Origin of the sequence: Acidovorax sp. LjRoot117 (genome assembly GCF_964252695.1) — a bacterium.
Classification (GTDB): Bacteria; Pseudomonadota; Gammaproteobacteria; order Burkholderiales; family Burkholderiaceae_C; genus Acidovorax.
This window is the reverse complement of record NZ_CAXUPO020000001.1, coordinates 986,233-1,010,208: the sequence shown is the minus strand read 5'-3', so window position 1 is coordinate 1,010,208 and position 23,976 is coordinate 986,233. Positions and strand designations below refer to the sequence as shown.

The following is a 23,976-nucleotide window of genomic DNA, read 5'->3' as shown; positions in this document are numbered from 1 at the left end:
GACAATCCGCGCGCCCTCGGCCCCGGGGGTGTTACGGATTGTTCATGATCGCTATCGACAACCTGCAGTTCGGCTATGGCCGACACCTGCTGTATGACGGCTTTGCCGCCCGTGTGGAGCAGCCCGGCATCTACGGCCTTTTCGGGCGCAACGGTAGCGGCAAGTCCACGCTGCTCAAGCTGATCTGCGGCCTGCTCACGCCCTGGGCCGGGCACTTGCAGGTGCTGGGGCGCAACCCCCGCGCACGCGCTGCGGACCTGCTGGCGTCCATCTACATCGTGCCGGAAGAATTCCACCTGCCCAATCTGACGTGCGCGCAACTGGCCGCCACGCAGGGCGTGTTCTACCCGCGCTTTTCAAACGCGCTGCTGAACGAGTACCTGGCGGAGCTGGAGGTGCCGGCCACCGCGCGGTTCGAGTCCATGAGCCTGGGACAGAAAAAGAAGGCCGCCATCGCCTTCGCACTGGCCACGTGCACGCCGCTGCTGCTGATGGACGAGCCCACCAACGGCCTCGACATCGTGGGCCGCACACAGTTTCGCAAGCTCCTGCAGCGCCCCGAGCACGCCCACCGCGCGGTGCTCATCAGCACCCACCAGGCGCACGACCTGGAGAGCATCCTGAGCCACATCTGGTTCATCGACCAGGGGCGGCTGGCGCTGTCGGCGCGCATGGACGAGCTGGCGCGCTGGCTGCACATGGGCGTGGCGCAGGACGACGACGCTGCGCGCGTGCAGGCAGGCGGCGCGCTGCTGTACCAGGAGCGCATCGGCCAGCAACTGGCCTATGTCGCTCTGCGCTCCAACGAGCCTGGCGCGACCGTGCCGACAGGCAGCTCGGTGCAACTGGAGCTTTTGTACAAGGCGCTGAGCCTGAACCGGGACCAGGTGCTGCAGGCACTGGCCCCGCTGCGCGCGGCCCCGGCGGCCAGGGAGACGGCATGAGCAACGCAAACAACCACCCATCTGCACCCGCATCCACACCACTGTCGAGCGCAGGCAGCGCCTCGTTTTCGTGGCACCGCTTCACGCTGCTGGCCCGTGCGCACTGGGCGGAGCACATGCGGCAGTACCTGGGCCACCTGCTGGTGACGGGCATCCTGTACTGCGTGCTGCTGGTGTTCAGCCTGAGCGTGTCGCGCGGAGAAGTGTTTGTGACCGGGGGGCAGTCGGCCTTCTACTTCTGGGGGCTGTACCTCACGGGTTTCGTGTTTGCGGGGCGGTACTTCGACGGCATGGCGCGGCGCGAGTCCGCGCTGCTGGTGTTGATGCGTCCGGCGTCGGTGCTGGAAAAGTGGCTGCTGTGCGTAGGCATCGTGGTCGTCGGATACCCCGTGGCCTACACACTGTTGTTCCTGGCGATCTCGTGGCCTGCGCAGGGTGTGGCGCTGGCGATGCGGACGGCCTGGGCGGACCCTGCCAACCTCGATCCGCAGAACTACGCGCTCTTCGTGCCGCTGCTGCGCCAGCCGCTGCGCGAAGCCCTGCTCAGCATTCCGCAGCAATGGGGGCTCTTCATTGCCGCCTGGGCCCTGCAGGGGGCGGCCGTGACGGGCTCGCTGTACTTTCGCAAGGTGGCGATGCTCAAGACCTTGGTGCTCGGCGTGGTGCTGTTCATCGCCACGGTCATGGTCTCCGTGCTGTCGCGTCCGCGGGACGAGGTGCTCTTTGCCTGGTGGCGGGACGGGGCTGCAACGCTGGGCGCCGAGACCCATGCACTGAACGCCGCGCTCTGGCTGGCCCTGCCGATGCTGCTGTGGTGGCAAACCTACCAGCACCTGCGCGAAAAGGAGCTCACGTGATGGCGCGGTTTCGCTCCCGTGCGGGCGCGCCGCGCAAGCTGGGCCCCTGGCTCTTTGCCGGTGTGTTCGTCATGTTCTGGGTCCTGCTGGCCATCAGCGGGATGGACCGCTTCAAGGCCAAGGACGGCGACAGCCGCGAATACACCATCCCTGCTGCACAACTGATAGGCGTTACGCGACTGCGCATCGATGGCGATTCCGACGACGCACAAGGCTATGTGCCCCCAACGCGTGTCGTGCTAAGCAATACAAGCGATATCACTCTAAGTCTTCACCTTCGACGAGAAGGCCGCCGCAAAGGGGCACGGGCACAAGAACGGCCCGGTTGGCATGCCGAGCCGCCGCTGACAGTGGTACGCGAGGGCGACACCCTGGTTCTGCGCTGGAAGCCCCGGGAACTCCCCCAGAACGCGGAGACTTCCGACGTGCAAGACCAATGGATCGGCAAAATCAAGCTGCCGAAGCACTTCCAGGGCTTGGCGCTTTCGCATGCGTTGGTGGAGGCCCTGGAGCCTGTAGAGCGCCTACAGGTCTCCGGCCGTTCCGTGGAGGTGCGTGGCGAGGTGGCCCATCTGGACCTGCAATCGACGCAATGCGGTCGTTGTGCGGCTGGCGGGCCGGCCTCAGCGGACAAAAACGACGCTGCATGCGATGAGCGTGCGACGAAAGGTAAGAATCCTCTGCTCGAAGTCAGTGCGAAAAACATGCAGTCAGTGCGCATCGAGGCATGGGAGGGCAATGTCAAGGTTGGCGACACCGAACGCTTGAAACAACTGGACCTTCAGTTGGGCGACCATGTGGCGCTGTTGGTTGACCGCGTTGCGGTGCTCCGGCTTCCACGTGGCGTTGATGGGAATGCGGGGCAAGCGCGAGGTGTGCTACCCGCGGGCGACTGTGTAGTTGCCCCGGCATTGCAGGGCGATCCTGCAAGATCACACCCTCTGGATTTGCTCCGGATGCCTGATAGCCCGTTGGTTGCAAAGTAGCCAGGTGGTCGCGCCGCTTCTGTCGCCTGTTCGGGCTCCCGATGTGCTGGATGCGCGGCATCGCCGGTAGCGCAAAGGTCGCGTCAGGGACTGTTGCGGGGCCGTCACGGTGATGTTTGCTATATTTTTAATAGCATGCGACGAACTGCCAGCAAGCGTAAATGCCATTTACGACCGTAAACTGAGTCACCTCACTACTTTGCTGCAATGCAACAAAAAGTGTGGAAATAGTGAGGGAAAACCCTTATATTCGATCCATGTTCGCAACGAAAGACTGGCTCAAGGCATCCTGGTATGCAGGCAGGGGCATGCTGCGCCCTGTGACAGGTGCTCCATCGGCGGCGGAAAGCCGCGTCAAGAAGGAGGTTCCCGTGATGGTTCCCATCCGTGCCCTGGGGCCCTCGTACCGCGAGCGCATCACCCAGCATCTGTTGCAGCTGGAGCCGTCGGACCGCTACCTGCGGTTCGGCTATGCGGCCAACGACGAGCAGATCCGCCGCTACGCCGAGCAACTCGATTTCAACCGCGACGAGATCTTCGGCATCTACAACCGCCGCCTCGAACTCATCGCGATGGCCCATCTGGCTTTTTCCGAACACCCCGAGCACAAGCACTGCGCGGAATTCGGCGTGTCCGTGCTCAAGCAGGCCCGGGGCCGCGGGTTCGGCGCGCGGCTGTTCGAGCGCGCCGTGATGCACGCCCGCAACGAAGGCGTGAACATGGTGTTCATCCATGCGCTGTCCGAAAACACGGCCATGCTCAAGATCGCACGCAGCGCCGGTGCCACGGTGCGCCGCGACGGCTCGGAGTCCGAGGCGTACCTGCAGATTCCGCCTGCCAGCTTTGATACCCGCATGGCCGAGATCGTGGGCCAGCAGTTCGCCGAGGTGGACTACCAGCTCAAGAAGCAGGCCAAGCAGTTCTGGGATTTCCTGGCCAACGTGCAGGAAGTGCGCAGCGGCGTGCAGCACGCGCGCCACCAGTCGGCCGAATGAACGGCGGGGGCATGCATCCGCCCCGCCCGCGGGACGGTCGTGGAGATGGGCGGGTGCGGGGCCGGTGCACGGCGAGCGACGCCCTGTCACAACAATCCGCTATCCTAGGGGCCTGATCCACTACCGCACGTCCTGCACTCCAAGACAGTGTCCGAGCCGCACCCCGCGCACCCTGGGCGACCGCCCGAAAGGGAAGACAAGCGCACCTTCCTGCAGAAAGTGGCCGAGTTCATCCACCCCGGCCCGGACTCCACGGAAGAACTCATCGAGACCCTGGCCGAGGCCGAAGACAACGAGGTCATTGGCGCCGAAGCGCGTGTGATGCTCGAGCGCGTGATCCGCATGGCCGACATGACGGCGGGCGACGTGATGGTCGCCGCGCCGCGGATGGATCTGATCAACATCGAAGCGCCGTTCGAAGACCTGCTCAACCTGGTCATCCACACCGCGCACTCGCGCTTTCCGGTGTACCAGGGCGAGCGCGAGAACATCATCGGCATTCTGCTGGCCAAGGACCTGCTCAAGCTGCAGCGGGCGCCCGAGCTCAACATCCGCGCGCTGCTGCGCCCCGCCATCTTCGTGCCCGAGAGCAAGGGCCTGAACGACCTGCTGCGCGAGTTCCGCGGCAACCGCAGCCATCTGGCGATAGTGATCGACGAGTTCGGCCGCGTGGCGGGGCTCATTACCATCGAAGACGTGCTCGAGCAGATCGTGGGTGAGATCGAGGACGAGTTCGACATCCCCGAGGACGACGGCGACATCTTCGGCCTGGCCGACCACACCTACCGCGTGAGCGGCGACACCTCCATCGAGCGTGTCTGCGAGGCGTTCGACGTGCTGATCCAGGGCAGCGACCCCGGAGAGCACTTCGACACCATCGGCGGCCTCATCGCCCATGAAATGGGCCACGTGCCCAAGCGGGGCGAACATCTGCAACTGTCGGGGCTGAACTTCGTCGTGCTGCACACCAAGGGTGGGGCGGTGCGCTGGTTCAAGGTGTCGCGGGCGCAAGAGCCCGGCGCCAGCGGCGAGTGATGGCGCGCGTCCGAGCATCTGCGGGACTGCCGCTGGTCCCGCAGGCGGTGCTGGCGGTGGCCGCGGGCCTGGCCCAGGCCGCGTCGCTGGCCTGGCCCGGCAGCGGCGAGCCGCTGTGGTGGCTGCAGCTGCTGTCGATGGCGGTACTGGCCTGGCTGGTGCGGCCGTCCCCGACGCAGGCCATCGGCTGGCGGCGCGGCGCGATGACGGGCGGGCTTTTTGCCACCGCGTGGCTGTGCGGCACGTTCTGGTGGCTGTTCATTTCCATGCACACCTACGGGGGGCTCGCGGCCCCGCTGGCGGTGGCGGCGGTGCTGGGGCTGGCGGCGTTTTTGGCCAGCTACTACGCCGCGATGCTGGGACTTTTTTGCCGCCTGTCGCCCTCCAGTCGTGCGCTGGGTGCTATATTTTTCGGAGCATTCTGGCTGCTGGCCGAACTGGCGCGCGGTACGCTGTGGACGGGCTTTCCCTGGGGCGCGGGGGGCTACGCGCACGTCGACGGTCCACTGGCGGCCCTGGCGCGCTATATCGGCGTCTACGGTGTGGGCGCCGTGGCCGCGGCGCTGGCGATGTACGTGGTGCAGCTGCGTGGCGCGGACCTGGGCCGCTGGCGCACCTGGGTGGCACCGGCCGCCGCCGCGGTGCTGCTGGCCGCGGCCACGGCCGACCGCTTTTGCGCGGTGAACCTGTGCTACACGCCCCCCCATGCGCAGGCCAAGCCCCTGACCCTCGCGTTGCTTCAGGGCAACATCCCGCAGGACGAGAAATTCCAGCCGGGCAGCGGCGTGCCGCTGGCTCTCCAGTGGTACGCCGGGCAACTGCAGGAGGCCCGGGCCGACCTGGTGGTGGCGCCAGAAACCGCCATCCCGCTGCTGCCTCAGCAACTGATTCCGGGGTATCTCGAGGGCATCGAGCAGCGCTACGCCCAGGGCCCGCAGGCGGCGCTGGTGGGCATTCCGATGGGCGACGAGACCGTCGGCTACACCAACACCGTGCTGGGCATGGGCGCGGGCGTGGCCCCGCCTGGCAAGCCGTACCGCTACGACAAGCACCACCTGGTGCCGTTTGGCGAGTTCATCCCGCCGTTCTTCAAGTGGTTCACGGCCATGATGGACATCCCGCTGGGCGACTTCAACCGCGGCGCGGTGGGCCAGGCTTCGTTCGCCTGGGCGGGCCAGCGCATAGCGCCCAACATCTGCTACGAGGATCTGTTCGGCGAAGAGCTGGGCGCCCGCTTCATCGACCCGGCCCAGGCGCCCACGGTGTTCGTCAATTTCAGCAACATCGGCTGGTTCGGCAACACGGTGGCCATCGACCAGCACCTGCACATCAGCCGCATGCGGGCCCTGGAGTTCGAGCGCCCCATGGTGCGCGCCACCAACACCGGGGCCACGGCCATCATCGACCACCGCGGGGTGGTGACGCACGCCCTGGAGCGCCACACCCGCGGCGTTCTGCTGGGCGAGGTGCGGGGCCGCGGGCTCGATGCGCAAGAGGGCTGGGCGATCACGCCGTACGCCTGGTGGGTGTCACGCTGGGGGCTGTGGCCGCTGTGGATACTGGGCGGCGTGGCGGTGGTCTTTGCGGCGGTGGCCCGGCGGCGGCGGACGGTGGAGGCGGCTTGATCCACGTCAGCGTGCGGCGGGGAGCCCCGGCGCCCAGGTAGGCCAAAACGCGCCGCGGCGCCTGCTGCCTTGATAATGGAGCCCCACAAGCGGGGGCTTGTGTGGGTTTTATGTGGGTTACAACGATGATTTGAGGCGGGCCAACCCGCCGTTCTGGAGCACGACTGAAGATGGCTGATTCCTTTTCCTACGAACAACTGATCGCCTCGGGTGAGGGCCGGCTGTTCGGCGCCGACAGTGGCCGCCTGCCGCTGCCGCCCATGCTGATGTTCGACCGCATCACGCACATCGACAGCGATGGCGGCGAGCACGGTCTGGGAAAGATCCGCGCCGAACTGGACGTGCGTCCCGACCTGTGGTTCTTTGCCTGCCACTTCCAGGGCGACCCGGTCATGCCCGGTTGCCTGGGGCTCGATGCCATGTGGCAGCTGATCGGCTTTTACCTGACCTGGCTGCGCCTGCCGGGCAAGGGCCGGGCGCTCGGGGCTGGTGAAGTGAAGTTCACCGGCGAAGTGGGCCCTAACGTGAAACTCGTGACCTACGAAATCGACATCAAGCGCGTGATCAAGCGCAAGCTGGTCATGGCGATTGGCGATGCACGCCTTCTGGCCGATGGCCAGGAAATCTACGTGGCCAATGACCTGCGCGTGGGCTTGTTCAAGCGCGAGGAACAGGCTGCGGGGGCACCAGGAGCAGCAGCATGAAACGCGTAGTCATCACCGGCGCGGGCATCGTCTCGTGCATTGGCAACGACCTGGCCACGGTGGAGGCCTCGCTGCGCGCCAGCAAGAGCGGCATCAAGGCCGTCGAAAAGTTCAAGGAGCTGGGCCTGCGCAGCCAGGTGGGCGGCGCGCCCGAGATCGACATCGAGTCGCGCATCGACCGCAAGCAGCTGCGCTTCATGGGCGATGCCGCGGCGTACGCGCAGATCGCCCTGGAAGACGCGATTGCCCAGGCCGGCCTCACGCCCGAGCAGGTCAGCCACCCGCGCACCGGCCTCATCATGGGCTCGGGCGGCGGCTCGCCCAACAACCAAATCGAGGCGGCCGACACGCTGCGCGAAAAGGGCATCCGCCGCGTGGGGCCCTACCAGGTCACGCGCTGCATGAGCTCCACCGTGTCCGCGTGCCTGGCGACCAACTTCAAGGTCAAGGGCATCAACTACTCCATCACGTCTGCCTGCTCCACGTCGGCGCACTGCATCGGCGCGGCCGCGCAGCAGATCGCCTGGGGCATGCAGGACGTGATGTTCGCAGGCGGCGGCGAAGAGCTGTCCTGGGGCATGTCGCTGCTGTTCGACGGCATGGGCGCCATGTCCAGCAAGTACAACGACACGCCCGAGAAAGCCTCGCGCGCCTACGACGCCAACCGCGACGGCTTCGTGATCGCCGGCGGCGGCGGCGCCGTGGTGCTGGAGAGCCTGGAGCACGCCCAGGCGCGCGGCGCCACCATCCTGGCCGAAGTGGTGGGCTTTGGCGCCACCAGCGACGGCGAAGACATGGTGGCCCCGTCGGGCGACGGTGCCATTGCCTGCATGAAGCAGGCGATGGAGGGGCTTGATGCGCCCATCGACTACATCAACACCCACGGCACCTCCACGCCCGTGGGCGACATGCAGGAAGTGCGGGCCATGCAGGCGCTGTTCGGCGACAAGGTGCCGCCGTTCTCGTCCACCAAGTCGCTCACCGGCCACTCGCTGGGCGCCACGGGTGTGCAAGAGGCCATCTACTGCATGATCATGCTGAACAAGGGTTTCATCGCCGGCTCGGCCAACGTGGACACGCCCGACCCCGCGCTGGGCTCCATGCCGCTGGTCACGCAGACCCGCGATGCGGAACTGACCACGGTGCTGTCCAACAGCTTCGGCTTTGGCGGCACCAACGCCAGCCTGGTGCTGCGCCGCTGGAGTGCTTGAGCGATCCGCCTGAGGCGCCTTGCGTGTTCTCGTTGTCTTTGTAGCCTCGCCAAATTGCAGCCTTGCAATATTGCAGGCCGCACACGAAGCACACGCAGTCGCTGACGCCCTTGAAAACCCGCTGTCTCGCTGAGAGATGTGCGGGTTTTTTCTTCTTTATGCCCGCCGATCCGGCTGGCCCGACAGCGCCCCATGCAGCACCCCCGGCAGCATCGCCAGCATGCGCGTGGCCTGCAGGCCCGGTGGCGACGATCGTGCGTGGTAGCTGTACAGCGAGATCGGCGGCAGTTCGTGCAACTCCAGCGTGACCATGCTCGCCGGGTCCAGGCGCGTGGCGGTCAGAAAGTCGACCACCGTCCAGCCCATGCCCAGGCGCACCAGTTCCAGCGCCAGGCGCGAAGTCTGCACCTGGATGCCCGGCCCCGCCGGCGTGCCCAGGCGCTGCGCGATCTCGTCGATGGACTGGCGCATGGGATCGTCCCCCACCAGGCGGATCACCGGCACCTGCGCCAGCCGGGCGCTGTGCGAGGTGGCGCGGGGCGCGCGGCTCCACAGCGCCTCGGCCACCGCCAGGTACATGCGCCCGCTCACCAGCAGCTCGCTGCGGATCTGCGGATGCGGGTGCTTGTAGAACCCCAGGCAGAAGTCCACGCTGCGCGTGAGCAGCGCCTGTGTCATCTGGTCCTGGTGGATGGTGCGCACCTCCACGCCCACCTGCGGGTAGCGCAGCGCGTGCTGCTGCAGCAGCAGCGGCAAGAACTCGTGGCTCACCGCCGGGATCGCGGCCATGCGCACGTCGCCAGTGTCGCTGGCAGCCAGGTTGCGGGCGGTGCGGCGCAATGCGTCGAGCTGGCGGTGGATGCCGGTGGATTCGGAGGCCAGCACCTGCGCCTCGGGCGTGGGGGTCAGGCCCGCCGGCGTGCGCACGAACAGGCGGTAGCCCAGCTGCAGCTCGGTGTGCGCCACCGCCTTGCTGATGGCCGACGGCGTGATGCACAGCAGCCGCGCCGCCGCGCTCATGTTGCCGGTCTGGAGCACCGCCTGAAAAACTTCCAGCTGCCGCAGGTTCATATGTCGATCACTGGTTTTGGGGTGTGAGTGAAATTCACATGGGGTTGCTGATTATTCCGCAACGGTGTGTGTCGATCTCTCATAGGATGCGCCACCGCTCGAAAGCGGCGCGGTGGCCACAAAGGCGCCGTGACACACAACACGACACACCTGTTCCAGGAGACTTTTTAACCATGCGTATTTCCCCACCTGCCGCTGTTGCTGCCCACCGCTGGCTGGCCGGCCTGCTGCTCTCGGCCGCGTCCGCCGTGGCCATGGCCCAGGCCGCCCAGCCCCACGTTGTGGTGCTGGCCACGGGCGGCACCATTGCCGGCGCCGGTGCCTCGGCGGCCAACAGCGCCACCTACGCTGCGGCCAAGGTGCCCGTCGACAAGCTGCTGGCCGGCCTGCCCGAGCTGGCCAGCGTTGCCAAGGTCTCCGGCGAGCAGGTGTTCCAGATCGCGTCCGAGAGCTTCACCAACGAGCATCTGCTCAAGCTCGGCCAGCGCGTCTCGGCCCTGTCCAAGCAGGCCGACGTGGACGGCATCGTCATCACCCACGGCACCGACACGCTGGAAGAAACCGCCTACTTCCTGAACCTGGTGGTGCGCACGAACAAGCCCATCGTGGTGGTCGGCTCCATGCGCCCCGGCACGGCCCTGTCGGCCGACGGCGCGCTGAACCTGTACGACGCCGTGAGCGTGGCGGCCAGCAAGGACGCGGCTGGCAAGGGCGTGCTCGTCACCATGAACGACGAGATCCAGAGCGGCCGCGACGTGAGCAAGACCATCAACATCAAGACCGAGGCCTTCAAGAGCCAGTGGGGCCCGCTGGGCATGGTGGTGGAAGGCAAGAACTACTGGTTCCGCGCGCCCGTCAAGCGCCACACCGCCAATTCCGAGTTCAACATCGACGAGATCCAGGCCCTGCCTGCGGTGGACATCGTGTACGGCTACGGCAACATGAACACCACCGGCATCGAGGCCTACAGCAAGGCCGGCGTGAAGGCGCTGATCCACGCCGGTACCGGCAACGGCTCGGTGGCCGCCCAGGCGGTGGATTCGCTCAAGGCGCTGCGCGGCAAGGGCGTGCAGGTGATCCGCTCGGCCCGCGTGCCGGATGGGTTCGTGCTGCGCAATGCCGAGCAGCCCGACGACAAGTACGACTGGGTGGTGGCGCACGACCTGCGTCCGCAAAAGGCCCGCATCCTGGCGATGGTGGCCCTGACCAAGACCAATGACAGCAAGGAACTGCAGCGGATTTTCTGGGAGTATTGAAGCCCCCCTGAGGCGCTGCGCGCCTTCCCCCCGGAGGGGGGACGCACCCGGTGGCCTGGCTAAGCCAGATCCACGGGTGCTCTCGCGATGACGGCGCGTCCAGTTGGGCGTTGGGTTGTGCGAGTCGGGCGACGGATTTTTATTGATTTGGCGCACTGCTGTGCGCCGATGGTTGCCTGCAAGGGCGGCACCTGCACGCGGTGGCTTATGGGCGGCGCGGATGGGTTGGAAAGGCTGGGGCTCCACGAGGGCCCTGGCCTTTTTTCATGGGGCGGGCGGTTTGGACCTCTGGCTGCTGGCAGCAACTGGCGCTGGCGTCGCGGTGTTTGCAGGGCGGCCTTGCTGCGGCGCCGTAAAATGATCGGTTCGCGTGTGCGATGCCCGTCCGTGCTGCCTGGGGTGGTCAGCAGGCGTCGCGCCAACGCCTTGCATCGTTTTCTTTTTCTCCTCCTACTTGCCCGGCCCTGGCTTGCCAGTGCCACAGACGCCATGTTGACATTCCAGCAAATCATTCTGAAGCTGCAGTCCTACTGGGACGCGCAGGGTTGCGCTCTTTTGCAGCCCTACGACATGGAAGTGGGCGCCGGCACCTCGCACACCGCCACCTTCCTGCGCGCCATCGGGCCCGAGCCCTGGAAGGCCGCCTACGTGCAGCCCAGCCGCCGCCCCAAGGACGGCCGCTATGGCGAGAACCCCAACCGGCTGCAGCACTACTACCAGTACCAGGTGGTCCTGAAGCCCGCGCCAGCCAACATCCTGGAGCTGTACCTGGGTTCGCTCGAAGCCCTCGGTTTCGACCTCAAGAAGAACGACATCCGCTTCGTCGAGGACGACTGGGAGAACCCCACGCTGGGCGCCTGGGGCCTGGGCTGGGAGGTGTGGCTCAACGGCATGGAGGTGACGCAGTTCACTTACTTCCAGCAGGTCGGCGGCATCGACTGCAAGCCCGCCACGGGCGAGATCACCTATGGCCTGGAGCGCCTGGCGATGTACCTGCAGGGCGTGGACAACGTCTACAACCTCAAGTGGACCGACACGCTGAGCTATGGCGATGTCTACAAGCAAAACGAGGTCGAGCAGTCCACCTACAACTTCGAGCACAGCGACGCGGACTTCTTGTTCACCGCCTTCAACGCGCACGAGAAGCAGGCCAAGTACCTGATGGAGCAGCAGCTGGCGCTGCCCGCCTACGAGCAGGTGCTCAAGGCCGCGCACAGCTTCAACCTGCTGGATGCGCGCGGCGCGATCAGCGTGACCGAGCGGGCCGCGTACATCGGCCGCATCCGCAACCTGGCCCGTGCCGTGGCGCAAAGCTACTACGAGAGCCGCGAGCGCCTGGGCTTCCCCATGGCGCCGCGCGAGTGGGTGGAGCAAATGGCCAAGAAGGCAGCCTGAGCGGACGAAAGAGAACAAGAACATGACGACGACCCAAAACCTTCTCGTAGAACTGTTTGTCGAAGAGCTGCCGCCCAAGGCGCTGCAAAAGCTGGGCGATGCCTTTGCCACCGTGCTGGGAGACCAGCTCAAGGCGCAGGGCCTGGCCACGGCAGCGTCCGTGGTCACGCCCTTCGCGTCGCCCCGCCGCCTGGCCGCGCACGTGACCGGCGTGGCCGACAAGGCCGCCGACAAGGCCGTGCAGCAAAAGCTCATGCCTGTGGCCGTGGGGCTCGACGCCAGCGGCAACGCGAGCCCGGCACTGCTCAAAAAGCTGCAGGCCCTCGGCGCGGATGTGTCCGACCCGGCAGCCGCCGTGGCGGCGCTCAAGCGCGCGCAGGACGGCAAGGCCGAGGCGCTGTTCTACGACAGCGTGGTGCCTGGCGCTACGCTGCAGGACGGCCTGCAGAAAGCGCTGCAGGAGGCGATTGCCAAGCTGCCCATCCCCAAGGTCATGAGCTACCAGCTCGAGACCGACTGCGAACTGCCCGGCTGGACCAGCGTGAACTTCGTGCGCCCCGCGCACGGCCTGGTCGCGCTGCACGGCAGCACCGTGGTGCCGGTGAAGGCGCTGGGCCTGTCGGCGGGCCACAGCACGCAGGGCCACCGGTTTGAAGCCGCCGTGTCGCCCGTGGTGCTGGCACACGCCGACAGCTACGCCGCCACGCTCAAGAAGGACGGCGCCGTGATCGCCTCCTTTGCCGAGCGCAAGGCCGAGATCGCCCGCCAGCTGGCCGCGGCCGCCGCCCAGGTGGGCAACGGCGCGCGCCCCATCGAAGACGAGGCGCTGCTCGACGAAGTGACCGCGCTGGTCGAACGCCCCAACGTGGTCACCTGCTCGTTCGAGACCGAGTTCCTCGACGTGCCGCAGGAATGCCTGATCCTCACGATGAAGGCCAACCAGAAGTACTTTCCGCTGCTCGACGCCGCGGGCAAGCTCACCCACAAGTTCCTGGTGGTCAGCAACATCAGTCCCGAAGACACGAGCTTCGTGACCGGCGGCAACGAGCGCGTGGTGCGACCGCGCCTGGCCGACGCGAAGTTCTTCTTCGACCAGGACCGCAAGAAGACCCTGGCCTCGCGCGTCGAGGGCCTCGGCAAGGTGGTCTATCACAACAAGCTGGGCACGCAGGGTGAGCGCGTGGAGCGCGTGCGCGCCATTGCCAAGGCCATCGCACAGCAGCTGGGTGATGCGCAACTGGTGCAAGACGCCGACTTGGCCGCGCAACTGGCCAAGACCGATCTTGTGACCGACATGGTGGGCGAGTTCCCCGAGCTGCAGGGCATCATGGGCGGCTACTACGCGCTGAACGACGGCCTGGGCGAGACCGTGGCGCACGCCATCGAAGACCACTACAAGCCCCGCTTCGCGGGCGACACGCTGCCGCGCAACACCGCCGGCGTGGTGGTGGCGCTGGCCGACAAGCTCGAAACCCTGGTGGGCATGTTCGGCATCGGCAACCTGCCCACCGGCGACCGCGACCCGTTCGCGCTGCGCCGCCATGCGCTGGGCGTGATCCGCATGCTGGTCGAAAAAGACCTGCCGCTGCAGCTCAACGACCTGCTCGCCAGTGCGGTGCCCGCCTTTGGCGACAAGATCACCGACGCATCGGCGCCCCTGGCCGACTTCATCTACGACCGCCTTGCCGGCAGCCTGCGCGAGCAGGGCTACCGCGCGCAGGAAGTGGACGCCGTCATGGCCCTGCGCCCGCAGCGCCTGGCCCTGGTCGAAAAGCAGCTCGCGGCCGTGCGCGCCTTTGCCGCGCTGCCCGAAAGCCCGGCCCTGGCCGCGGCCAACAAGCGCGTGGGCAACATCCTGAAAAAGGCCGAGGTCGAGGGCCCGGTGGATGCTCACGTGAACCCCGACCTGCTGCAGGAAAAGGCCGAGCAGGACCTGTACGCCGCGCTGCAGCGCTTTGTGCCCGAGGCCAACGCCCAGTTCGACGCCGGCGACTACACCGCCAGCCTGCAGACCCTGGCCGTGCTGCGCGCGCCGGTGGATGCGTTCTTCGACGACGTGATGGTCAACGCCGAGCAGCTGGATGTGCGGATGAACCGCCTGGGCCTGCTCAAGATGCTGCACAACGCGATGAACCGCGTCGCGGACCTTTCCCGCCTGGCCGTTTGACCGGATGGCCCAAGCTGATAGGCTGGCGATTCTCACAAGGTAACCAAGCCCCATGAAACTCGCCATCCTCGACCGCGACGGCACCCTCAATCCGCTGGGGGAGGACTTCATCACCACCGCCGACGAGTGGACCGCCGTGCCCGGCGCGCTCGAAGCCATTGCGCGGCTCAACCACGCGGGCTGGCATGTGGTGGTCGCCACCAACCAGCCGGGCCTGGGGCGCGGGCTGTTCGACGTGATGGCCATCAACGCCATCCACGCCAAGATGCACCGCCAGCTGGCCGCCGTGGGCGGGCGCATCGATGCGGTGTTCTACTGCCCCCACGCGCCCGACGAGGACTGCGCCTGCCGCAAGCCCGCGCCGGGGCTGATCGAGCAGATCTGCGACCGCTACGGTGTGGAGCGGCACGATGTGCAGATGGTGGGCAGCTGCGCCGCGCACCTGCAGGCGGGCGCCGCCGCCGGGGCCCAGCAGCTGCACCTGGTCTGCACCGGCCAGTCGGCCCGGGTCGATGCCCGCGGCGCGGTGCCGGAGGGGTTTCCGCCCGGCACCGTGCTGCATGCGAGCCTGAACGATTTTGTGGACCGGCTGCTGCCTGCCGTGCCGGTGCCCGCACCGCCCGCCGCCGCTGCGCTGGCTCCCGCGGTTCCACCCGATGCTATTTAATTGATAGCTGCTGGCGCTTGTCCATCAAGCGGTAGCGGCCTAAAAGGCTTGATTTACTCCATGGCTTTCATCCGTTCTCTCCTTCACTTCCTCTGGATGGGCATCACCGTGGTGCCCTACACGCTGGCCATCATGCTGGGCTCGTTGTTCGGCATGCGCGGGCGCCCGCTCTACCGCATTGCGCGGGCGTGGCTGTCGCTGTGCATCAGCAGCGCCCGGGTGATCCTGGGCGTGCGGGCCAACGTGATGGGCATGGAGAACCTGCCGCAGGGCGAGAACGCCGGGGCGGTGCTGCTGGTCAAGCACCAGTCCACGTACGAGACCTTCCTGATGCCGTCGATCATGCCGCGCCCCCTGGCGTACGTGTTCAAGAAGGAGCTGCTGCACGTGCCGTTCTTCGGGTGGTCCATCGGCCGGCTGGACATGATCCACATCGACCGCAACCAGCGCACGCAGGCGTTCAACAAGGTCGTGCAGCAAGGCAAGAAGCTGCTGGACAAGGGCATCTGGATCATCATGTTCCCCGAAGGCACCCGCATCGAGCGGGGCCAGAAGGGCAACTACAAGACCGGCGGCACGCGCCTGGCCATCGACACCGGCGCGCCGGTGGTGCCGATCGCGGTGACGTCCGCCAAGGTGTGGCCGCGCAAGGCGTTCATCAAGCGCCCCGGCGTAGTGGACGTGTCCATCGGCAAGCCCATCCCCAGTGCCGGCCGCCAGCCCGAAGAGCTGATGCGCGAGGTGGAGGCCTGGATCGAGGCCGAGATGCGCCGCCTGGACCCCGAGGCATATCCCGCCGCCAGCCCCGCTGCCACCGGCGTCACCACCACCATGCCCGGGAAGTAATCCACCGTGATGCAGCGGCTGGTGCAACTGGCGCTCGACCTGTTCGACCCGCCCCCGGCAGCGCCCGGGGCGCCCGGTGTGCCGCCTGCCAGCCCCCCCTCCGTACCGAAAGTGCCTCTGCCGCGCCAGGGAAGGGCGGGGGGTGCTACTGAAAATATAGCGGACGCGGCCCCGGCCGTTGCCCCCCCGGCCGTCCGCACGCCCCCCGTGCACACCCCGGGCGTGCCGCTGCCCTCGCTGCTGTCCCCCGCCGAATTCCGCCATCCGCAGGCCAACCGCGAGGTGCTGCTGGGCGACGCCGTGGTGGGCTATGCCCTGGCGCGCGCGCGGCGCCGCACCATCGGCTTCACCGTGGGCGCCGACGGGCTGGCGGTGCGCGCGCCCAGCTGGGTCACGCTGTCGGCCGTGGACGCAGCACTGCGCGAGAAGGCCGACTGGATCCTGCGCAAACTCGCCGAAGCGCGCGAGCGCCAGCAGCGCATGGAGGGCGGGCGCATCGTCTGGGCCCATGGCGCCGTGCTGCCGCACCTGGGCGAGCCGCTCACCGTGGTGCTGGACCCGAGCCACGGCTTCACCGGCAAGGGTGGGGCGCTGGTGTCGGCCGCGCCGGCTTCGCCCCCCCAGGTGCCCGGCGCTGCCGCGCCGGAAGGCGCAGCCCCGGCCGAAGCCCGCAGCCTGCACATCGGCCTGCCCCACAGCGCCAGCCCCGCGCAGATCCGCGATGCCGTGCAGGCCTGGCTGATGCGCGATGCCCGCCGCCACTTCACCGCGCGGCTCGACCACTTTGCGCCGCTGCTGGGCGTGCGCTGGGCCAGCCTGCGCCTGTCGAGCGCGCAGACCCGCTGGGGCAGCGCCAAGGCCGATGGCTCCATCCGCCTGAACTGGCGGCTGCTGCATTACCGCCCGGCCATCATCGACTACGTGGTGGCGCACGAGCTGGCCCACCTGCGCGTGATGGACCACAGCCCGCGCTTTTGGGACACCGTGGCCACGGTGGTGCCCGACTACGCGCAGCTGCGCAGCCACCTGCGCGAAGAGCCCGCGCCGCTGTGGTGAAGGCCCGAGACTGAGACACGAAGGAGTGGACCGATGACAGCAAGCCCGACGATCAGCCCCGCCGACGGATACGCCGGCGATGTTTCCCCGCAGCAGGCCTGGCAATGGGTCGAGGCCGGCCAGGCCGTGCTGGTGGACGTGCGCAGCGACGCCGAGCGCGACTGGGTCGGCCAGGTGCCCGGCGCCGCGGCCGTGGCCTGGAAGCAGTGGCCCGGCATGGCCATGAACCCCGACTTCGACGCACAGATCCGCGCCGCAGTCCCTGCCGGCACCCCCGCCGTGCTGCTGTGCCGCAGCGGCGTACGCTCCATCGCCGCCGCCCGCCGCGCCACGGAACTGGGCCTGACCGCCTACAACATCCTCGAAGGCTTCGAAGGCGACCCCGACGCCCAGGGCCACCGCGGCCAACGCGGCGGCTGGCGCTTCCACGGCCTGCCATGGAAGCAGAGCTGATGCTCCTAAAAAAATAGCTGCTAGCGCTTGTCCATCAAGCGGTAGCAGCTATTTTTCTTTGAATTCGACGGTGTTGGACGGCCCAGCGATAGCGCCGACCCGCCGCGCGATATTTCCCCCGCCCTCCGCCAGTGCACCCGTGGAACCGGCTTTGCCGAGCCACCGGGTGCGTCCCCCTTGGGGGAAGGCGCGCAGCGGCTAAGGGGGTGACCCATCCTTCCCGTGGAACCGGCTTTGCCGGGCCACCGGGTGCGTCCCCCTTGGGGGAAGACGCGCAGCGGCTAAGGGGGTGACCCATCCTTCCCGTGGAACCGGCTTTGCCGGGCCACCGGGTGCGTCCCCCATGGGGGAAGGTGCCGAAGGCGACTCAGGGGGTTATTTAGCCGCGGGGATGCGCAGCTTCTGGCCTGGATAGATCTTGTCCGGGTGGCTCAGCATGGGCTTGTTGGCCTCGAAGATCACGGGGTACTTGTTGGCATCGCCGTAGAACTTCTTGGCGATGGCCGAGAGCGTGTCGCCGCGCACCACGTCGTGGTACTGGGCTTCGGGCTCGGGGTTGGTCACGTCCATCAGGTTTTCGACGCTGGTCACGTTGGCCACGTTGCCGCAGCACAGGGTGACCTTTTCTTTCGCCGACTGCGTGGGGGCCGTGCCCTTCACGGTGACCTTGCCCTGCGTGCCGTCGAAGGCCACCTGCACGTTGGTGGCGCCCAGGCTTTGCGACGCGATGTAGGCCTCGATGGCCTTGGCCGCCTTGGTGTTGAGTTCATCCTGCGTGGGGGCTGCTGCAGTGGCCGCCTGGGCTTCCTTGCCGCCGAACAGTTTTTCGCCGGCTTCCTTGATGAAACTGAAAAGACCCATGTCGTACCTCCTAGAGTGAAACAAAAACAGGAAGGACCAATGTAGCGGCAAAGCCCGCGCCCTCCGTGTCGGACAGGGACGTGAAACGATTTTTGACAATACCGCGCCGGCGACCGTCCGCGGCGCGCCCCGTCTCGGCCCTTGTTGCCCTGGGTTGCCCTGTGTCGCCCCCGAATCAGGGTGCGCGGCAAAACTCGTGATAATCCGCCGCATGACTTTTCTGGCCATCGACGTCGGCAACACCCGCCTCAAGTGGGCCTTGTACGACGCACCCCGTCCCGGGGCCCCGTTGCTGGCCCATGGCGCCGAATTCCTGGACAACATCGACCGGCTCGCCGAAGGCAGCTGGGCGCCGCTGCGCCACCCCGAGCGCATGCTGGGCTGCGTGGTGGCCGGCGATGCCGTCAAGCGGCGCGTGCAGGAGCAGATGGAGATCTGGGACGTGCAGCCCTCGTGGGTGGTCTCGTCCACGGAAGAAGCGGGGCTGGTCAACGGCTACGACCATCCGTCGCGCCTGGGCTCGGACCGCTGGGTGGCGATGGTCGGCGCGCGCCACCATGTGCTGCGCCAGGGACCCGCGCGCCCGCTGGTGGTGGTGATGGTGGGCACGGCGGTCACGGTGGAGTGCATCGATGCCCAGGGCCGCTTCATGGGCGGGCTGATCCTGCCCGGCCACGGCATCATGCTGCGGGCGCTGGAGTCCGGCACCGCAGGCCTGCATGTGCCCACGGGCGAGGTGCGCATGTTCCCCACCAACACCAGCGACGCGCTCACCAGCGGCGGCACCTATGCCATCGCAGGGGCCGTGGAGCGCATGGTGCAGCACGTGATCCAGCACTGCGGCGAGGAGCCGGCCTGCCTGATGACCGGCGGCGCGGGCTGGAAGATGGCGCCCAGCATGACCCGCCCCTTCGAGCTGGTGGACAACCTGATCTTCGACGGACTGCTGGAGATCGCCGCGCGGCGCTTCGGGGGCTGAGAGCTGCCGCTGCAGGCGGCTGTGCGTGAGATCTTGAGGTGTAGGCCTCCACTGGCTCCGAGTGGTTCCTATCCATCCCTCGACGGCTCAGTCTCTGGAAGAGCGTTTCTTTGCACACGACCTGTGGAAACGGTCGCTGCCCAGACCAGCGACCGCCGCGCAAGGGCCGCCAAGCCGCAAAGGCGGCGCCTCGCTTGCGGGCGCTGGCGGTGTCCCCATTCCCGAATCACGCAGTGATTCGAGAGAAGGGGGAAGGCGCGAAGCGCCTCAGGGGGATGCCCCCTTACTCCTCTTCCAGCTCCGCGCGCGCCATCTCGATGTCCAGGCGCTCCATGGCATCGGCCGGCTCGCTCGCGGCGGCTTTCTCGTACAGCTGGGTGGCTTCCTTCATCTTCTTGTCGCCTTCCAGCATGACCAGCGCATTGGCGTATTCGATCATGCCGATGGCCGAGCCGGGGTTGAGCTTGAGCGCTTCCTGAAACAGCTTCAGGCCCGTGTCCTTCTTGGCTCCATAGGTCATGCCGCCGATCAGCGAGCCCACCTTGTCGATCACCTCGGCATGGAAGGCGCCCAGGGCGATGCGGGCGTCGGCATGCTTGGGCGACAGGGCGATGGCTTTTTCCAGCGATTCCTTCACCTTGCCGCCCAGGCCCTGCGCCAGCGCCTTGGCCACGCTGATGCCCTGGCTGTAGCGGCCCAGCGCATACGCATGCCAGTACCAGGCGTTGGCATTGCCGGGCTCTGCCGCGGCCTGCGCTGCGGCGCGTTCTGCCACCTGCATGAAGAGGTCGAGCCGCGTCTTTTCCTTTTGCTCCAGGTAGTTGGCATAGATCGCCGTGGCCTTGTTGGCGACGGTGATGCCCGCGCCGCCCGCGGCGATGCCGGCCGCGGCGGCCTTCTCGAAGTCGCCGCTGTGGAACAGCGCCCAGGCCTGCAGCACGGCCGGCTCTTTGGGGACGGGCTCGGCGTCGCCGTTGTGCAGGCGCGCCCATTGCTTCTTGATGCTTGCAGCATCGAACGTGTATTCACCAGCGTGTGGGAAAGAGGTCCACTTGGCCATGGTCTGTGTCTCCTGAGGTTCTTGTTGGTGAAGATATGGGGGTGGTGGCGGGCAGCCCAGGCCCGTCAGCCGGGCGCTGCGGCGTAGGCCTCCACGAGCTGCAGCAGGTGCGCGCGCTGGCCGGCCTCCAGGTACGGCATCAGCAGGTTGAGCACATGGTGGGCGCCGCGCAGCAGCGCCGCCTGCGCGCTCTCGGGCTCCAGGGCCCGGCGCGGGTCGCGCACGTATTCGAAGCTGAGCCAGTAGGTGAGCACCACGACCATGCTGGTCGCCGTGGCCTCCAGCTCGCGCGTGTCGATGTGCAGCGCGTCCGCACGGCCCATGCCGTCCAGCATGGCGCGCACCGCACGGGTCTTGTTCTTCAGGATGGCCTGGAAGTGCGTCTCCAGGCGCCGGTTCTTGGACAGCAAGTCGTTGAGGTCGCGGTACAGAAAGCGGTACTGCCAGATCAGCTCGAACAGCGTGTGCATGAAGAACCAGGCGTCCTCCACGTTGCGCACCCCGTCGGCGGCGGCCAGCAGTTCGTTGAGCGACAGCTCGTAGCGATCGAACAGCGCGTTGATCAGCTCGTCCTTGGCAGGGTAGTGGTAGTACAGGTTGCCGGGGCTGATGCGCAGCTCGGCGGAGATGAGCGTGGTGGAGACGTTGGGTTCGCCGAACCGGTTGAACAGGTCGAGCGTGACTTCCAGAATGCGTTCTGCGGTGCGGCGTGGCGCTTTCTTCACCATGTGGGCGGGCCCTCTTCGCGTCTTTGGGGATCGGTATGTGCTTGTCTCTGGCGACACTCTAACCGAGCGGCAGATGCTGCATTGCATCAAATCTGATAGGCCTTGCGCGGCGCGCTGCGCCCGGGCCGCACGGCAAAACGGCCGGCACGCCAAAGGCATGCCGGCCGTTTTGTCTTGGGCCTCTTCAGCGCGGGCGGACGGCCCGTGCCGTAGCGTGCCGCAGCATCAGTTGGATGCTGCGGGCGCCGCCTTCTTGGCGGCGGCGCGGGGCTTGGCGGCGGCCTTCTTGGCTGGTGCTGCAGCGGCCTTGGCGGGCGCTTTCTTGGCTGAGGCCTTCTTGGCGGGAGCTGCCTTCTTCGTTGCGGCGGCCTTGGGTGCAGTCTTGCTCGTGCCCTTGGACAGCGCGTCGATGCGGGCGTTCAGGGCTTCTATGTCGCGGGCGGAGGGCACGCCCAGCTTGGCCAGGGCCTTGGCCACGCGGTCTTCGAAGATGTTCTCGAGCTTGTCCCACTGGCCCTGGGCCTTGGAGCCGATGTCGGTGGCCATGTTGGTCACGCGGCTGGTGGCTTCGGAGATTTTCTCTTCGGCCACGGCCTGGGTCTTGCGCTGGATGGTCAGGCCTTCCTTGACCAGGGCTTCGAACACCTTGCCGCCTTCTTCCTGGGCCTTGGAGAAGGCGCCCAGGCCGGCCAGCCAGATCTGCTGGGCGGAGTCCTTCACGGTGCCCGACAGTTGGGCGTTGCTCTTCTTGTTGTCAGCGCTGAGTTTCTGCAGTTTCTTGACCATGGGGCCTCCGTTGTGTGGATGGTGGGGTTGTCAGGGCAGGGTGCCTTGCACGCATGGCCGGACTGTACGCCGCACGGCGCGCAAGGTGTAGGCACCGGCTCCTAAAAGTGTAGAGCGTGCCGTCTACTGGCGGCGCCGGGGCTGCCCCCGATTCGGCGCGGGTTTGTGCTGAATCCGCGCCCGGTGGGCCTGCGCAAGAATCGGGCGATCACACAGGAGTTATCCATGCAGTATTTCGTGACGGGGGCAACAGGGTTCATCGGCAAGCGGCTGGTCAAGAAGCTGCTGGAGCGCAAGGGAGCGGTGGTGCATTTCCTGATCCGCCGCGAAAGCGCTGACAAGGTGGCCGACCTGCGCAGCTTCTGGGGCACGACGGCCGCCCGCGCGGTGCCGGTGTTCGGCGACCTCACGGCCAAAAAGCTGGGCGTGGCGGCGGACGACATCAAAAAGCTCAAGGGCCAGATCGACCACTTCTACCACCTGGCCGCGGTGTACGACCTGGGGGCCGACGAAGAGACCCAGGTGGCCGTGAACATCGAAGGCACGCGCAACACGGTGGACCTGGCCAAGGCCATCGACGCCGGCCACTTCCACCACGTCTCGTCCATCGCCGCCGCCGGTTTGTATGAAGGCGTGTTCCGCGAAGACATGTTCGAGGAGGCCGAGGGCCTGGACCACCCGTACTTCCAGACCAAGCACGAGAGCGAGAAGATCGTGCGCCAGGACTGCAAGGTGCCCTGGACGGTGTACCGCCCGGCCATGGTGGTGGGCGACAGCACGACCGGCGAGATGGACAAGATCGACGGGCCCTACTACTTCTTCAAGCTGATCCAGCGCCTGCGCCAGCTGCTGCCGCCCTGGATGCCCACCGTGGGCCTGGAAGGCGGGCGCGTGAACATCGTGCCGGTGGATTTCGTGGTCGATGCCCTGAACGTGATCAGCCACCAGAAGGACATCGTCAAGAAGTGCTACCACCTGGTGGACCCAGTGGGCTACCGCGTGGGCGACGTGCTGGACATCTTCAGCCGCGCAGCGCACGCACCGCGCATGAACCTGTTCATCAACGCGGCGCTGCTGGGCTTCATCCCCAAGAGCGTGAAGAAGGGCCTGATGGCGCTGGCCCCGGTGCGCCGCGTGCGCAACGCCGTGCTGAAGGACCTGGGCCTGCCCGAGGACATGCTGACGTTTGTGAACTACCCCACGCGCTTCGATTGCCGCGAGACGCTCGCGGCGCTCAAGGGCTCGGGCGTGACCTGCCCCAACCTCAAGGACTACGCCTGGCGCCTGTGGGACTACTGGGAGCGCAACCTGGACCCGGAGCTCTTCATCGACCGTTCGCTCAAGGGCACGGTGGGCGGCAAGGTGGTGCTGGTGACCGGGGGCTCTTCGGGCATCGGCCTGGCCGCCGCGCACAAGTTTGCCGAGGCGGGCGCCACCACGGTGATCTGCGGGCGCGACCAGGACAAGCTCGACGAGGCCTGCGCCGAGGCGCGGGCCAAGGGCTACGAGTTCATCGCCTATGCGGCCGACATCGCCGACATGGCCGACTGCGACCGCTTCGTGCAGCTCTTGATCGACAAGCACGGCGGCGTGGACTTCCTCATCAACAACGCGGGCCGCTCCATCCGCCGCGCCATCGAGTCGAGCTACGACCGCTTTCATGACTACGAGCGCACCATGCAGCTCAACTACTTCGGCTGCCTGCGCGTGACCATGGGCTTCCTGCCCGGCATGGTGGCCCGGCGCAAGGGCCATGTGGTGAACATCAGCTCCATCGGGGTGCTGACCAATGCGCCGCGCTTCTCGGCCTATGTGGCCAGCAAGGCGGCGCTCGATGCCTGGACGCGCTGTGCATCGAGCGAGTTCGCCGACCAGGGCATCACCTTCACCACCATCAACATGCCGCTGGTGCGCACGCCCATGATCGCGCCCACCAAGATCTACAACAACGTGCCGACGCTGAGCCCCGAGGAGGCGGCCGACATGATCGCCCAGGCCTGCATCTTCAAGCCGGTGCGCATCGCCACCCGCCTGGGCATCACCGGGCAGATCCTGCATGCCCTGGTGCCGCGCGTGGCGCAGATCACGATGAACACGAGCTTTCGCATGTTCCCGGACTCCACCGCAGCGGCCAAGGGGGACAAGGGCGACAAGGCCGCCAAGCCGCAGCTGTCGGCCGAGGCGGTGGCACTGCAGCAGATGATGCGCGGCATCCATTTCTGAGTCCTGGTGCCGGCCTGTGCCCGTTGGGGCTTGTTACGTCCAGCCGGAAACGCGGGTGGGATAATCGCCAG

The 23,976-nt window shown here is 67.0% G+C and carries 22 protein-coding genes; 17 read left to right on the top strand and 5 right to left on the bottom strand.

Annotated elements, in window-relative coordinates:
• Positions 1-44: 44 nt before the first annotated feature.
• The 8 genes from ACSQ3D_RS04685 (at position 45) to fabB (ending at position 8,357) form a co-directional block, all read left to right on the top strand.
• Complete coding sequence (locus ACSQ3D_RS04685) at positions 45-944, top strand: ATP-binding cassette domain-containing protein (protein WP_056414208.1); 900 nt, start codon at positions 45-47, stop codon at positions 942-944.
• Positions 941-1,801 (top strand): hypothetical protein, encoded by an 861-nt coding sequence (locus ACSQ3D_RS04680; protein WP_436126068.1) that lies wholly within the window; start codon positions 941-943, stop codon positions 1,799-1,801. Before ACSQ3D_RS04685 ends, ACSQ3D_RS04680 begins: the two co-directional genes overlap by 4 nt.
• Positions 1,801-2,787, top strand: coding sequence for a hypothetical protein (locus ACSQ3D_RS04675; RefSeq protein ID WP_436126067.1), 987 nt, complete (start codon positions 1,801-1,803; stop codon positions 2,785-2,787). The genes ACSQ3D_RS04680 and ACSQ3D_RS04675 overlap by 1 nt, the downstream gene beginning before the upstream one ends.
• 257 nt (positions 2,788-3,044) lie before the next feature.
• Complete coding sequence (locus tag ACSQ3D_RS04670; RefSeq protein ID WP_436126066.1) at positions 3,045-3,782, top strand: N-acetyltransferase family protein; 738 nt, start codon at positions 3,045-3,047, stop codon at positions 3,780-3,782.
• A 147-nt stretch (positions 3,783-3,929) separates the two neighbouring features.
• Positions 3,930-4,817, top strand: a complete 888-nt coding sequence (locus ACSQ3D_RS04665) for an HlyC/CorC family transporter (RefSeq protein ID WP_056413999.1) — start codon at positions 3,930-3,932, stop codon at positions 4,815-4,817.
• Positions 4,817-6,442 (top strand): apolipoprotein N-acyltransferase, encoded by a 1,626-nt coding sequence (lnt, locus tag ACSQ3D_RS04660; RefSeq protein WP_436126065.1) that lies wholly within the window; start codon positions 4,817-4,819, stop codon positions 6,440-6,442. The genes ACSQ3D_RS04665 and lnt overlap by 1 nt, the downstream gene beginning before the upstream one ends.
• Before the next feature lie 170 nt (positions 6,443-6,612).
• Positions 6,613-7,146: a 3-hydroxyacyl-[acyl-carrier-protein] dehydratase FabA gene (gene fabA / locus ACSQ3D_RS04655; RefSeq protein ID WP_056413993.1), complete on the top strand. Its 534-nt coding sequence runs from the start codon at positions 6,613-6,615 to the stop codon at positions 7,144-7,146.
• Complete coding sequence (fabB, locus tag ACSQ3D_RS04650; protein ID WP_436126064.1) at positions 7,143-8,357, top strand: beta-ketoacyl-ACP synthase I; 1,215 nt, start codon at positions 7,143-7,145, stop codon at positions 8,355-8,357. The genes fabA and fabB overlap by 4 nt, the downstream gene beginning before the upstream one ends.
• 156 nt (positions 8,358-8,513) lie before the next feature.
• On the opposite strand, the gene ACSQ3D_RS04645 is transcribed toward fabB, so the two are convergent.
• Positions 8,514-9,428: a LysR family transcriptional regulator gene (locus ACSQ3D_RS04645; protein WP_396506062.1), complete on the bottom strand. Its 915-nt coding sequence runs from the start codon at positions 9,426-9,428 to the stop codon at positions 8,514-8,516.
• A 173-nt stretch (positions 9,429-9,601) separates the two neighbouring features.
• On the opposite strand from ACSQ3D_RS04645, the gene ACSQ3D_RS04640 reads away from it, so the two are divergent.
• From ACSQ3D_RS04640 to ACSQ3D_RS04610, 7 genes are all read left to right on the top strand, one after another.
• On the top strand, positions 9,602-10,684 hold the full coding sequence (locus tag ACSQ3D_RS04640) for a type II asparaginase (RefSeq protein WP_396506060.1): 1,083 nt from the start codon (positions 9,602-9,604) through the stop codon (positions 10,682-10,684).
• 489 nt (positions 10,685-11,173) lie between these two features.
• Entirely contained in the window at positions 11,174-12,079 is a 906-nt protein-coding gene (glyQ, locus tag ACSQ3D_RS04635) for a glycine--tRNA ligase subunit alpha (protein ID WP_056413984.1), read from the top strand.
• Between the two features lie 22 nt (positions 12,080-12,101).
• Positions 12,102-14,246, top strand: coding sequence for a glycine--tRNA ligase subunit beta (glyS, locus tag ACSQ3D_RS04630; RefSeq protein ID WP_436126063.1), 2,145 nt, complete (start codon positions 12,102-12,104; stop codon positions 14,244-14,246).
• A gap of 52 nt (positions 14,247-14,298) precedes the next feature.
• Positions 14,299-14,913, top strand: a complete 615-nt coding sequence (gene gmhB / locus ACSQ3D_RS04625; RefSeq protein WP_056413976.1) for a D-glycero-beta-D-manno-heptose 1,7-bisphosphate 7-phosphatase — start codon at positions 14,299-14,301, stop codon at positions 14,911-14,913.
• A gap of 60 nt (positions 14,914-14,973) precedes the next feature.
• Positions 14,974-15,759: a lysophospholipid acyltransferase family protein gene (locus ACSQ3D_RS04620; protein WP_436126062.1), complete on the top strand. Its 786-nt coding sequence runs from the start codon at positions 14,974-14,976 to the stop codon at positions 15,757-15,759.
• A gap of 9 nt (positions 15,760-15,768) precedes the next feature.
• Complete coding sequence (locus tag ACSQ3D_RS04615) at positions 15,769-16,815, top strand: M48 family metallopeptidase (RefSeq protein WP_436126183.1); 1,047 nt, start codon at positions 15,769-15,771, stop codon at positions 16,813-16,815.
• 33 nt (positions 16,816-16,848) lie between these two features.
• Positions 16,849-17,268 (top strand): rhodanese-like domain-containing protein, encoded by a 420-nt coding sequence (locus tag ACSQ3D_RS04610; RefSeq protein ID WP_056413968.1) that lies wholly within the window; start codon positions 16,849-16,851, stop codon positions 17,266-17,268.
• Between the two features lie 375 nt (positions 17,269-17,643).
• Here the strand turns inward: ACSQ3D_RS04610 and lysM are convergent, their stop codons facing one another.
• Positions 17,644-18,129: a peptidoglycan-binding protein LysM gene (gene lysM, locus ACSQ3D_RS04605; protein WP_056413966.1), complete on the bottom strand. Its 486-nt coding sequence runs from the start codon at positions 18,127-18,129 to the stop codon at positions 17,644-17,646.
• 211 nt (positions 18,130-18,340) lie between these two features.
• Between lysM and ACSQ3D_RS04600 the strand changes: the two genes are divergently transcribed.
• Positions 18,341-19,108: a type III pantothenate kinase gene (locus ACSQ3D_RS04600; RefSeq protein WP_056164110.1), complete on the top strand. Its 768-nt coding sequence runs from the start codon at positions 18,341-18,343 to the stop codon at positions 19,106-19,108.
• 283 nt (positions 19,109-19,391) lie between these two features.
• Here ACSQ3D_RS04600 and ACSQ3D_RS04595 read toward each other — a convergent pair whose 3' ends face one another.
• The 3 genes from ACSQ3D_RS04595 to ACSQ3D_RS04585 all read right to left on the bottom strand — a co-directional run bounded on the left by ACSQ3D_RS04595 (position 19,392) and on the right by ACSQ3D_RS04585 (position 21,682).
• Positions 19,392-20,168, bottom strand: a complete 777-nt coding sequence (locus ACSQ3D_RS04595; protein WP_436126061.1) for a hypothetical protein — start codon at positions 20,166-20,168, stop codon at positions 19,392-19,394.
• Positions 20,169-20,233: 65 nt separating this feature from the next.
• Complete coding sequence (locus ACSQ3D_RS04590; protein WP_396506050.1) at positions 20,234-20,896, bottom strand: TetR/AcrR family transcriptional regulator; 663 nt, start codon at positions 20,894-20,896, stop codon at positions 20,234-20,236.
• Between the two features lie 225 nt (positions 20,897-21,121).
• Positions 21,122-21,682, bottom strand: coding sequence for a phasin family protein (locus ACSQ3D_RS04585; RefSeq protein WP_436126060.1), 561 nt, complete (start codon positions 21,680-21,682; stop codon positions 21,122-21,124).
• 225 nt (positions 21,683-21,907) lie between these two features.
• Here ACSQ3D_RS04585 and ACSQ3D_RS04580 point away from each other — a divergent pair, with 225 nt between their 5' ends.
• Entirely contained in the window at positions 21,908-23,905 is a 1,998-nt protein-coding gene (locus ACSQ3D_RS04580; protein WP_436126059.1) for an SDR family oxidoreductase, read from the top strand.
• The last annotated feature ends 71 nt before the right edge of the window (positions 23,906-23,976 follow it).